General features: G+C 51.2%; 11 protein-coding genes. 6 read left to right on the top strand and 5 right to left on the bottom strand.

The features are described from left to right. The first annotated feature begins 94 nt into the window (after window positions 1-94). Complete coding sequence (locus QZ534_RS14735; RefSeq protein ID WP_296935382.1) at window positions 95-1,519, top strand: hypothetical protein; 1,425 nt, start codon at window positions 95-97, stop codon at window positions 1,517-1,519. A gap of 251 nt (window positions 1,520-1,770) precedes the next feature. Here QZ534_RS14735 and QZ534_RS14730 read toward each other — a convergent pair whose 3' ends face one another. Genes QZ534_RS14730 through QZ534_RS18905 form a run of 3 tightly spaced genes read right to left on the bottom strand, consistent with a single transcriptional unit; the run spans window position 1,771 to window position 4,247 of the window. Beyond that, window positions 1,771-2,148 (bottom strand): RidA family protein, encoded by a 378-nt coding sequence (locus tag QZ534_RS14730; RefSeq protein WP_296935380.1) that lies wholly within the window; start codon window positions 2,146-2,148, stop codon window positions 1,771-1,773. A 29-nt stretch (window positions 2,149-2,177) separates the two neighbouring features. Beyond that, window positions 2,178-3,455 carry an FAD-binding oxidoreductase gene (locus tag QZ534_RS14725; RefSeq protein WP_296935378.1) on the bottom strand — a complete coding sequence of 426 codons (1,278 nt, stop codon included), beginning with the start codon at window positions 3,453-3,455 and terminating at the stop codon, window positions 2,178-2,180. 18 nt (window positions 3,456-3,473) lie between these two features. Next, a complete protein-coding gene (locus tag QZ534_RS18905; protein ID WP_366935824.1) occupies window positions 3,474-4,247 on the bottom strand; it encodes an IclR family transcriptional regulator C-terminal domain-containing protein in 774 nt (257 codons plus the stop codon). 212 nt (window positions 4,248-4,459) lie between these two features. Between QZ534_RS18905 and hutG the strand changes: the two genes are divergently transcribed. The 5 genes from hutG to QZ534_RS14695 are packed head-to-tail and all read left to right on the top strand — an operon-like array spanning window position 4,460 to window position 9,938. Next, window positions 4,460-5,428: a formimidoylglutamase gene (gene hutG, locus QZ534_RS14715; protein ID WP_296935373.1), complete on the top strand. Its 969-nt coding sequence runs from the start codon at window positions 4,460-4,462 to the stop codon at window positions 5,426-5,428. Window positions 5,429-5,469: 41 nt separating this feature from the next. Beyond that, window positions 5,470-6,435 (top strand): TAXI family TRAP transporter solute-binding subunit, encoded by a 966-nt coding sequence (locus tag QZ534_RS14710; protein WP_296935372.1) that lies wholly within the window; start codon window positions 5,470-5,472, stop codon window positions 6,433-6,435. Further along, entirely contained in the window at window positions 6,428-6,904 is a 477-nt protein-coding gene (locus tag QZ534_RS14705; RefSeq protein ID WP_296935370.1) for a DUF1850 domain-containing protein, read from the top strand. Before QZ534_RS14710 ends, QZ534_RS14705 begins: the two co-directional genes overlap by 8 nt. Window positions 6,905-6,920: 16 nt before the next feature. Then, complete coding sequence (locus QZ534_RS14700; RefSeq protein WP_296935367.1) at window positions 6,921-9,167, top strand: TRAP transporter permease; 2,247 nt, start codon at window positions 6,921-6,923, stop codon at window positions 9,165-9,167. Window positions 9,168-9,179: 12 nt separating this feature from the next. Further along, the gene (locus QZ534_RS14695; protein ID WP_296935365.1) at window positions 9,180-9,938 is read left to right on the top strand and encodes an IclR family transcriptional regulator; all 759 of its coding nucleotides are present in this window, start codon (window positions 9,180-9,182) and stop codon (window positions 9,936-9,938) included. Window positions 9,939-10,191: 253 nt separating this feature from the next. Here QZ534_RS14695 and QZ534_RS14690 read toward each other — a convergent pair whose 3' ends face one another. Both QZ534_RS14690 and QZ534_RS14685 read right to left on the bottom strand, forming a co-directional pair. After that, window positions 10,192-10,980 carry an acetoacetate decarboxylase family protein gene (locus tag QZ534_RS14690; protein WP_296935362.1) on the bottom strand — a complete coding sequence of 263 codons (789 nt, stop codon included), beginning with the start codon at window positions 10,978-10,980 and terminating at the stop codon, window positions 10,192-10,194. Between the two features lie 261 nt (window positions 10,981-11,241). Continuing rightward, window positions 11,242-12,271: helix-turn-helix domain-containing protein (locus QZ534_RS14685; RefSeq protein WP_296935360.1), on the bottom strand; the 1,030-nt coding region annotated here is incomplete at its 5' end.

Here is a 12,271-nt window from a genome sequence, read left to right as displayed (position 1 = left end):
TTGAGCTAAAGGGGGCAGCTCTGAGAATTCTCAATCATGAGTTAATATCACTACTAGTAGAAGCGACCAGTGTTGGGAAAAGGTAGTCGGTGTAATGTCACATGATGAGGGCATCCTTACTGGCTTGGACCGCATTACAGACGAGCCGCGTTTCATCTCAGAGGTTGTCTCGGGCAAGGCCTGTAAATGCCGTTGTCCGGAGTGCGGTTCAGATCTAGTGGCCAAGAAAGGCCCGAAGATGGCACACCACTTTGCCCACGCTGTTCTTCCACCTGACATTCGTCGCTGCCAGGAATCGGCTCTTCATTTGAGCGCTAAGTTCATAGCGGCCCACGTTATTCGTCATCTGTATATTCCAGAGCGTAACATTCAGGTTGTCTCGACCTCTCAAGAGATTGGCATTACCGGTCGATTCCAGCGCAGGCATTTAATGCACACTTTGGGCGCAAGAAATGTTGAACGATTGTCTGGTGCCGTCGAGCCGCTTGTGCCTGAGATCTCTCCCTTTCGACCCGATGCTCGGGTCAACACAGCGTTCGGAACCTTCTTCATTGAGATAAAGGTCACTCACGCGGTTCCTCCTAAGAAACAGCAGGCGATGAAGGACCAGAATCTGGCAGTTCTTGAGGTGGATCTTTCAACAGCACCTCGACGGGGAATCAGCCCGGAAGCAATTCGTGATTTGGTTACCTTCAACGCTCCGCGACACTGGTTGTCTTTTGGATGTGATAGTGAGGTGGCGCGACTTCAATGGGAACTGGATGAGTCGGTGTGCCAGCAAGAGGCGTCGGAGCACAAGGCATTGTTAGAGCGGCTTCGTGCAGGTTTGGAAGCACCCTTACCTGAGCTTCTTCGAATTCATCACTTTTACGCCAAGCCCGAGGGTGATAGATCGATAATGCTCAGGAACATGCCGGTCACCAATGTTCGCCGAAGAAATGGTTTCACGATGGTCGACCTTCCGGTGGCGAACAATGTTCTGGTAACCACAGTCGGTGACGATCCGTCGATCAACCGTCTGTTTGCTTGGCATCAGTCCATAAAAAAACACCCTCTAACGGTGCTTTCCATCAGTGAGAGCACGAGCATATACACGGCCTCTCCGAGTGTTTTGAAACGCTTATTCGAGTACCGAGGTAGTTTAAACTCGCGATTATCCAAGAATAGACACGAAGGAATCATTCACCGGTTGCGCACGAACTGGGGCGGCCAATTGGCCGAAACAATCTGGGTTGATGCCTTCAAAGTTTGGCCGGATGGCCCGCATGTGCCGTACTTAGAGAATGTGAGTCTCTCCAGGATAAGGCAGAAAAAAGGGTTCACCTTTGCTGATATCCATGAGCTCCAAGATGTGATGGTCGTGTTCGACGATGACCAGCTGTCGATTAATTATCTGTTTGCGCGTCACGCCAAGGTCAAAGGCGGTCCTCTCACGGTTCTCGCGCTTGCCAAGTCTGCGACGATCTTCACCAACGCACGCAGTGTTTTGAATAAGCTCCGCCAATATAGTTCCCGTTGACACTGCCATATAGACTGTAAACATCCCTATTTCAGTTGCACCGCTGATTAGAGTTTTCCGTCCGTCGGTATTCCACCAGATATTCCCATGGCTTCAGGTCTTCCAGTGAATCGTGGTACCGGTAAAACGATGAACTGGACAAGACGCCAGTCTGCCAAACAGGGTTTGAGGTCAGGTTGAGGTAGAGCAGGCCGTTGAACGGCCTGGGTTGAAATCTTTAATGGTATGGCTAACGCAGAAACTCTATTTTTTTATTTTGAAATAGCAGCATAAACCACCAGTTCAACAAACATTTCTTCTCGCGCTAACCCGGCAACCACCACAGCGGCTCGATTGGGATAAGGTTCTTTGAAGTACTCTCCGTAGATTTTGTTAACAGCTGGCAGGAAAGCCCTGTCCGTAACGTAAATCATAACCTGAGTGACATCCGTTAGACTGGCGTTGGCGCAGTCGAGTGTATGGCATAGGTTCTTCATAGTTTGATGTGTCTGGGCCTCGATGCCGCCGGGAACAACCTGCCCCTGGTTATCGATTGGAATCTGGGCGGTGAACAGTATGCCGTTGCCAATAGTTGCCCACTCAAGGGGGGAGGGTGATTGGTAGAGATCGGTTTTTACCGTTTTGATCATATCTTAAGGTTTCCTTTGAAGGTCTGCGGTTAACGTTCAGCGCCTGCCAAGCGCCGCTCTACGGCGCTGACCATATTGAATCCGATTTGCCGTATCGGCTCCGGCGGCATCCAGCCTGGCTTGCCCATGAGTCCCTGCACGTCCATGTTGGGTTGCCCTGTCGCCAGGTTGGCCAACTTTTGGCCGAGAAGGGTTCCTTTGAGGATGCCGACACCGTTGCAGCCTATGGAGGCGAACAAGCCTTTCTTGATTTGTCCCCAGAGTGGAGCGCCATTCGCTGTCAGTGAGGTGGTGCCGCCCCACCATTTCTCCAGTCCGTAGCTGCGTAGTTCCGGAAAGCGGCTAAAAAGACTGTGCTCCAGGTAGCCGCGAGTCGAATCATTGCCCTCATGTTCATAGCCGTAGAAGCCGCGTATCAGGAGGCGACCGTCCTCGGTAGTTCTGAGAGTAGAGCCGAGTCGATGAGCCGGCAGCAGGCCCCAATGACCTTCGGGTGCGAGAGATGCAAACAGGTCAGCTGGAAGCTGGGGAGTGACGCCGGCATAGGTAAAGATTTTTACGCTGTATGCATTTCCGACTCCCAGAGAGGCTGCAAACGCGTTGTTCGCCAGAAAAACCATTGGAGCTTTTAACGAGCCTTCTGGGGTTGCGATTAGCCAGTCGCCCAAATAGTCCTGCGACAGGTGGATAGCCGGACTTTCCTCGTAAAGTGTGATCGAGGGTTGCAGGCTTCGGGCAAGGTTGGAGATGAGCGCGTAGGGGTTAACTAGGCTGTTGCCGGGTAGGTTCAGTCCAGCCCGATAATAGCTGCTACCGGTGATCGACCTCATATGGTCGGAGTCCATCCACTCGAAGGGTTGACCGCTCTTCTCAAGAAACTGGGCTAAGCCTGCTAAATTCTTCTCCCCTCTTTGTGTCGCGGCACCTTTAAAAATATGGGATTTTGGAGTCTGGGCTCCCTGATAGGCGGTCGCGCGTATCTCATTTTGGGTGGCTTGATAGAGTTTATAAAGCACACTCGCAGCCGCTGTATTGGCAGCGGTGAAGGCATGTTCAAGCACGAAGCCTGAGTTGCGCCCTGGAGAGCCCGAACCTACCGTCTCTGCCTCGAGAATCCTGATGTCCATGTCCGGGTTTCGAGTTGCCAGCTGTTTTGCAATAGCAATTCCAGTATAACCGGCGCCAATTATGACCGCGTCGCACGACTGCGTGCTTGCGAGTCTTGGATACCTTCGGATCAGGTTCGGAGCCTCTGTCCAACCACAGGAACGTTGATAAACAGGGTAGGGAGAACCGCTTGTACTCATCGTGCTTTCACTCTTTTACTAGGTGGATTCCACCGGGTCGAAAAGGTTGTGGCTGACCGCTCTGGCGCTTGTCAGGAGTGTTTCTGTCAGTCTTCTATAGTGATCATCAGACAGTCGGGAGCGCCGGAGGCAACAGCTCAGTGCAGCAATTGGTTTTCGATCCTTTCCAAAGACCGGGACGGCCACGCCCGTGAATTCCGGTGGATCCGAGTCTTCCACGCCGCAAGTAATTTCCAGGTGCTGACAGTTGGCAATGGCTTCGTCCACACGGCGACGTGTAATGCCTCGTGCTCGCAGGAAGGCTGGTTCATTGTGGTCAAGGATGTGCGCCTGTTCCTGTTTGCTCATGAAACTCAATATCGCAATAGAAGCCTGTCCTATTCCAAAGGGGATGCGGTCTCCCTTTTGACGGGTATAGCTCCGTGCTGGGTGCTGACCATCGACTATATCCAAGCACAACACCTGAAAGCCGTCTGGCACCATCAAGAAAAAGCTGTCTCCCAGCGTTTCGGCCATATCCAGCAGGTGCATGTGCGCAAAGTTATCCAGGGCGTCTCGAATAAGTTCTCCCCAGCCCAGAAGTCCTGGGCCGGGGTAGACAGGGCCACGGCTAAGGGGTTGCCTAAGCAACCCTAAGTCCTTCAGGGCCCGGACCAGTCGATACACAGTTGGTGTACTCAGCCCTGAAGCCTCTCCGAGTTCAGATACCGATCGACCCCGGTAGCCGGCTTTGATCACTTGCTGAAGCAATGAGTAGCTCCTGTCCAGGGTCTGAATCCCGCTTCTTTGCATTCTGTTTGGCTCGTCCTCTTGTATGTCTTCCACTGTACTCATTGCTGTGAATCTTGGCTTATCGCGAAGTGAGAAGTTGGTTCGTTTTTGGCAATAAAAATCCACTGGTGAAATCAAATTTCATAGGTAAACAAGTTGTGACGTTTGAATGTTTATTGAGTCACTTTTATGTGCTTATATGATCATATATTGAATTTTATTGAGAGCATATTGTGACGTATAAACCAGCATCAAATTGGGAAGGCCGGGTAGATATGGAGGAGGGTCCAGGTGCGATCCGTTGGCACCAGAAGGTGTCTCCTTCATCAATGGATGGCTCCAGTTCGACAGTTGGCCTGCTTGGATTTGCCTGCGATGTGGGGGTCCGGAGAAATAAAGGGCGACTGGGCGCCGCCGCCGGGCCATCCGCCTTGCGGCGTCAGTTGGCAAACTTGGCGTGGCATGGTGGCGCAAACCTTTCTGTAAGGGATTTTGGCACTGTCGAGGTTGAGGGTGATGCCCTTGAGCAGGGCCAGGAAGAGCTGGCGTCGAGAGTTGCTGAAGCGCTGCCATCGGTTCGTCGCCTATTGGTAGTAGGTGGAGGTCACGAGACAGCGTGGGGTAGTTTTTCTGGTCTCGCTCGCAGGTTCGACCCGAAAACTACTCGAATCGGGATTATCAACCTGGATGCCCATTTCGACCTCCGCATGACAGGTCAGAGGGGGCCATCATCAGGTACCCCGTTTGCGCAAATTGCCGAGAAATTTGGTCGCGAGGCCTTTCATTATTGTTGTCTCGGTTTGGCAAGGACGAGCAATACCGACTCTCTTTTCAAACGGGCTGATGAGTTAGGCGTCAGTTACCGGGAGGACCGGGATATGCGGCTATCGGATATTCCCGAGGTGCTGAAACAAGTCCGCGACTTTTGTCAGGGCTTGGACATGATCTATCTGACCATTGATCTTGATGTGCTTCCCCATTACCAAGCACCGGGTGTCAGCGCTCCAGCGGCACGAGGTGTACCCCTGGAAGTAGTTGAGGCAGTAATTGCTGAGGTGGAGCATATTGCTGCTTCACTACCGAAAGGTATGCCGCTAGCAGAAATTTCCGAGTTGAACCCTGAATTCGATGAATCCGGCGTGACCGCTAAGACAGCGGCTCTGCTGGCGGACACAATTCTGTGTCCTAACCGCCGTCTGTGAGGCGGCACCCCTAAGCTCAAACAGAAAAGGAAGGTACAAAAATGAGAAAATTGAAGACAATTCTTGTGTCTGCTGCCTTGGGAGTCGGCCTAGCCGCTGGTGCTGTTCAAGCGCAAGAGCGAGTGTTTTTCGGCATTGCGACTGGCGGAACTGGCGGAACTTACTACCCCCTCGGTGGCATGCTGGCGCAAGTGATTTCCAACAATGCTGATCTCGCCGGCAAGAAACTCTCTGCAACTGCCGAAACCGGCAACGCGTCAGTGGCCAATGCTGGTCTGCTTGGTCGTGGAGATATTGAGTCTGCCTTCGTGGCAGCCGACATTCTCGATTCCGCCTATAAAGGTAAGAACCAGTTTGAAGGTAAGGCGCAAAAGAACTTGCGTGCTTTGGGTGCCCTTTACCCAGAAGCGGTCCAGTTAGTGGCTCAGCCCGGCCTCAATTCCTTTAGTGACCTGGGAGACAAATCCATCAGCTCCGGTTCCCCCGGCTCAGGTCAATGGCAGTTGCTTGGCGACCTGCTAGAGGCTCATGGTATGAGCCGTGACGACGTGAACGAGGACTACTCGTCCTTCTCTCAGTCTGCGGAGAAGATAAAGGACGGTAACCTGGATGCGTCTTTGATCACTGCTGGAGCTCCTACTGCGTCAATTGTCGAGCTGGCCAACGGTCACGATATTAGCATCATTCCGCTGACCGGCGATCCCATCAAGAAGTTGCAGGAAACCCAGCCATACTACACATCCACGGTATTGCCAGGCGGTACATACAAAGGCGTCGATAAGGATATCGAAACGATCGCTGTCCGCGCGATTTGGGCAACTCATGCGGATCTTCCAGAAGACATCGCCTACGCTGTGACCAAAGCGCTTTATGAAAACACTGATACCCTTGGCAAGGTCCACGTGAAGGGCAAGGAAATATCGGTCGAGACTGCGCTCCAGTCAGTTTCCATTCCGCTCCATCCTGGTGCGGAAAAGTATTTCCGTGAAAAGGGCATCATTGAATAAGACTGCTCTGCGTCTGCTGCTGGCTGGGGTCCTTACCTCGGCCGGTAATCTTTCGGCTGATGGCCTTGAGGTCAGTCATTATCGGGAGGGCAGGTTGCTCACTTGCGTTCCCGTGATTGATGGGGAGTTTGAACTCTCGTTCATCCACTCGGTGTCGCTGACACCAGTGACTGACTACTATCGCCTGATCAAATCCCCAGGTGGCGATCTCGCGATCAAGCAGACGGCAGAAATTTTTGTTGCTCACGGGCAGGGTTTGCCCTCACTGGTGAATGAGCCAGATGCCACGTCATTTGAGCGACGGAATGGTCAGTTCATCCTGGAAATGGATCGTAAGATCGGTCGCCTGATTGTGCGCACCGACGAGCGGTTTAAAAACAGGCTGCATACTGGCAACAGCACAATCAATCTTAACCAATGGCCGGACAGCGGGCTGCTGATTGCGCCGGTCTCCAACTGCCAACAATAACGCAGAGTCAACGGGTATGAGCAATTCGAACAGCCAGACTGCCAACCGTTCGTCATCCAGCGGGCCTGAAATGCATCAGGCGGATCTGGACAACCTGATTAAAAAGTTCGATAACGAATCGAATTTTCGGGACCTGACAGGCATTCTCAAAACGTTAGTGACGATCACCTGCGTCGTCCTCAGTGTTTTCCATATTTACACAGCGGGTTTCGGTCTTCTGAATGAAGTGACCCACCGTAACGTGCATATGGCCTTTATCATGGGCCTGCTGTTTATCGTGTTTCCTCGGCGACCGCCTAAGCATTTCAAACTTAACATGGGGCTGAGCCTTCTATACGGCGCGTTTTACCTACTGATTGCTCACCAGCTGGTTCAGGCACTGGCCGGCGAAATCCCAGCGTGGTGGGGGTGGGGGATCTATGGCTTTGCCGGGTTGATGGCGTTGTCGGCGTTGCCAGTTGCTGCTTTGGGTGGTCGGAATAAGCCTAGTTGGATCGACTGGCCGCTGATGTTCGCGGGGGCCGGCTTCTCCGCTTATCTGATCGTCTTCTTCGAAGAGATCTTCATTATCAACGTTGGTTTCCCGAAAGCGTTCGATTACATAATGGGCGGCATCGCTGTGATGCTGGTGGTTGAGGGCGCACGCCGGACCATGGGCGAGTCGCTATCCATCATTGGTGTTCTGGCATTGTTGTACGCCATGTTTGGGCCCTATCTGCCGGGTGTAATGGCTCACCGTGGGTACGACATTATCCGTCTGGTAGAGCACTTATACTTGGGCACCGAAGGTATCTATGGCATCGCCATTGGTGTGGTGGCGACCTATGTTTACCATTTCGTTTTGTTTGGCGTACTGGCTCAGGCCTCCGGTCTTGGCCAATTGTTCATTGAGCTGGCAACTCTGGTTGCTGGTCGCTACTCGGGAGGTCCGGCAAAGGTGTCTGTCGTTTCGTCGGGCTTTTTCGGTATGATCTCGGGGTCCCCAGTCGCTAATACCGTTACTACCGGGGCATTCACGATCCCGATGATGAAAAGGTACGGGTTCAGTGGCCGTTTTGCCGCTGCCACGGAGGCCGCATCCTCTTGTGGCGGACAGGTCACCCCGCCGATTATGGGCGCCTCTGCGTTTGTCATGTCTGAAATGCTTGGCGTGCCCTATAATGAGCTGATACTCATCGCCATCATCCCAGCCGCTTTCCACTACCTGGCTACGCTTTGCATGGTTCATTTCGAGTCCCGTCGGCTGAACCTTAAGGGCATGCCCGCTGACCAGATTCCCCGTCTAGGAGCCGTACTCGCAAAACATTGGCACCAAGTAATTCCGCTCGTTGTTATGGTGACTTTGTTGTTAATGCAGTTCACTCCTTTTCTCGCTGCGTTCTGGGGCATTATTCTGACCATTGCCTGTTCCTACATTCCTTTGGTGCTGCGGCCTTTAGGCTTCAGGAAGCTGGATCATGAGAGTGTACTTACGCCGCGTCGGTTGATCGATGGTCTCGAAGAGGGCGCTAAGCAGTCTATCGCCATTACCGCCGCCTGCGCCTGTGTTGGTTTCCTGTTGGGTGTCACCACGCTGACCGGGCTGGGTTTCAAGTTCTCCGGTGCCATTGTTGGCCTGGCTCATGACTTTGGCAGCACGCTGGCCGCGTTCGTGCCTTTCGATCTCGTTACCGAAAATAGCCTGACCTTGTTCATCGCACTGTTATTGGTGGCTCTCGCTTGTATCTTGATGGGCGCGGGGATCCCGACAACACCGACTTATATCATCTTGGCCTCTATTGTGGCGCCAGCGCTGGATGAGTTTGGGATCGCTTTGTTGGCTTCGCACTTCTTCATCTTCTACTACGGTGTGTTGGCGGATGTGACGCCACCGGTCGCGTTGGCTGCATATGCTGGGGCGGGCATTTCCGGTTCGGATCCAATGCGGACAGGTGTTACAGCGTTTAGGCTATCTATGGGCAAGGCACTGGTACCATTGATGTTCATCTATGCTCCTAGCCTGCTGTTCCTTGATTTCACCTGGTATGAGTTCTCGATTGCCATGATCAGTGGCATCCTGTGTATCGTAGCGTTGTCGGCTGCCTACATCGGGTTCTTCAGCGCGCCGCTATCGAAGCTTGAAAAAACCGTTCTGAGCTTGGCCGGATTGTCGTTGGTGGCACACAGCCCATGGCTGTTATTGATCTCTGGTGGCTTGGTTTTCGCTATCCTTGGCAGAAACTATAGAATCGGGAGATATCATTTGGCGACTCAGATGGGATAGGGAGTAAACCACTTGAGTGAAAAGGACTATACCGTTCCGGCCCTTTACAAAGGCTTGCGTATCCTGGAGATGTTTGACAGCAATTGTCGCGCATTGAGCCAGGTGGAAATGGCCGATCGCCTAGGGGTAAGCACAAGCTCGATTTACCGGATTGTGCAGACCCTGACGTCCATGGGATACCTGAATAAGATCGGGACCAACACCTACGCGCTCGGCACTCAAGTGGTTTCCCGAGGCTTCAGTTACCTCGCCAGCCGTGAGATTGTCGAGGTAGCGGCCCCGTTTATTACTCGGCTTCGGGACAGCACTTCGCTGTCTAGTCATGTTGGGGTTCGTGACGGCACAGAAGTGCTTTATGTGTTTCGGGCATTAGCATTGCAGAGGGTTTCGGTTAACGTACCGGTCGGTACGCGTTTTCCTCTGCATACGACCGCTATGGGCAGGGCGCTATTGATGGGGATGGCTCCAGGGGACTTGCAGAGTCTTTTCCAGGGCCAAAGGCTGGATGGTTACCCACGACCGGCACCCCAAACGATGCCCGAGTTAATTGCACTGTGCGAGAAAGAGCGCGCACAGGGTTGGACCCGTCACTATTCTGATCATTCGACTGCGCTGGCGGTGCCAATTCGGAATTTTACCGGGCAGGTGATCGCTGCCATTAATATTTCTGGGCCAGATCCGGTCATGAACGCGGAAGGCGTGATGGAGACATTGCTCTCAGAGCTGAGGCAAACTGCATCTGAAATTATGCGTCAGGTGGGTGGAGCGTAGTGCACACGTTAATCATGTCGTAGCATTTTTTGATCTAACACCCCCCTTCCGCAAGAATTCTAGTAGCTGACGGTCTCGGGCGTCAGCGATATCGGGGTAAGTCCAGATTTGTAGAATCGGCATCCTTGAGATGCCGATCCGGATTTTTTCCTGAAAAGAATCACCCTGAAAAATCTCTACCCATTCCTGAATAGGTAGAGCCAGAGTGACTAGTTTCTGGCAGACAAGCCCACCCGATCTGTGATGTCTTCACTCAGGCTAAAAACCGTTTTGGGGTTTTGAAAAGCCTGAAGTCATCATATTTCTGACCATAAACAAACGGTAGGTATTGATCCCGACCTTCGACAGTTTCACTTCTAGGAACTGTCCAACTCGACTCGCCTTCGGTATAGAAGGCTTTGCCTGTTTTAACTATCGGGATCGTATGTAGGGGGTCCCAATCGGTGCCGCGAAGTTTGAGTGAGGCGTGCCCCTCTTTCGTAACTCTATTCCTCTCTTGGTTCTGCATGCAATTAACTACAACATCGTGCTGCAAACCCCAACCGCTGGAATGAGGTATGGCCTTCAGCTCAAAGTCCCAATTTTGTGCCTCTGAAGGACCTAAATCCTTATGAAGATCCGCTTCAATCTCGATCAAGCGGACACCTTTTCTTTCGCTGAACGCATAACAGTCGTTGCCATCTTTGTAGAGTTTAGCCTCACCGACTTTTTTTGCTTCGCCCCACATTTCTCGGCCTATTGCGAAAGGCATATCACCGCTAATAGTGAGTACCAGCATTGTTGAGCCCACTAAATCTCTATACTTGCAATTCAAAGAAATAATGCCGCAGTCATACTCTCCACACAGTTCACTTTGCCACCTGGACACACTTGCAATAGCCGTTGGTTCATCGGGTAGATCGAAGCAAGGAGGCAGTACACTCCTAAGAAAATCAAAAGTGGTTTCGAACTCCACTGCAATTTGTTCTACGGTGCACCGACCGCGTGAGAGAATTCCTTGAATCTCTTCTAATTCACTTTGCGTCTTTACGAATGAGGACATAATCCCTCCCTGCTATCGTCTTATTAGTTTAGGTCAGAATGAATAGCCGTAATGCTTGCAACGGACATTCTGTTTTGGCTGCTAAAAACAGACACACTAACCAATCTAACTTTTGCAGGGCTACTCTTATATCCAGTTTTGGAAAAGGATATTGGTTTGGCCTTGAAAAAATGACAGGTACATATTCGAGCGGCAAAAACGAATATTTATCGCTGAATCCCTCAGAAACCAATCTTTTTGGTTAATAGATAGAAGATTGTATTACGAGGAGAAAAGCTCGTATTCTTTTCGTCTTCGCGTGGCGGTCTGAGACGGGGGTTCACCGAAAAATTCCTGGTAATATTGAGAGAATCTCCCGAAATGATTGAATCCAGATTCAAGCGCGACGTTGTGGATCTTGATAGAGGGATCTCGGATAATTAATTGGCGGGCTCTATTTAGACGAACTACTTTTATATACTCCTTGGGATTTATTTTGAAAATTGAGTTAAAGCCGCTCTGAAGAGATCGACGGCTAACTCTTGTGTAATCACATAAATCTTGAACGGATATTTCTTCATATATTTTGTTGTGCAAATACTGGCAACATTTCTGAATAACGTACGACTGATTGCTGAATAAACCCTTTGGAGGAGCAGATTTATGTCCAGATAGGAAAATTACTGATAATATCTCCAAGAGGTCCTCAAGGGTCTCAAAAATCCTAGAGTCTTCAAAGTAGGAATCCTGTGACATTGTTAGAATTTGCTCTAGGCGGCTAGTCACATCATTGTGTAAATTTTGCCCAATTTCGATAAAATTTTCGAACGGCAAGCAGAACCGGTTTGTGGTCTCTAATCCGCGCATGTTGTCGAAAAAAAGTTGCTTATCAATTGTGATTATATATGCGTGAACGGGTTTTTCTGAAACTGCATGGATGGGCATGGCGGAGGAGTAGTGAATAATGGAGGCATCACAGAAAGCTCCGTTAAGCAGTACGGGTTTCTCAGACTGCACATGGAGTAAAAGCACTTTATCGGGAGCTGAAATTCCAATCTGTTCTAATGAAGATGCTTCCAGTGTTTCGCTAGTAACGCTTATCAATTCTCCAAAAGTCGTATCAAATATATTTCCGCTGAACCGGCAATGGCGATCAATTTGGTGATATTCGTTATCGCTCCAATCACGCATGGCCAAGGCATGTTGATCAGCCTCATGCGTTGAGTGTTTGTTAGGGAGACTCTGAATAAGTCTCAAAATCGGCGATAATACGGCCATTGCCAACCGCATAGGATTCGTTGCCACCATGGAT

The organism is uncultured Marinobacter sp., assembly GCF_913055835.1.
GTDB lineage: Bacteria > Pseudomonadota > Gammaproteobacteria > Pseudomonadales > Oleiphilaceae > Marinobacter.
Note: the sequence above shows the minus strand (reverse complement) of the source record. Positions and strands in the feature narration are given on the sequence as shown.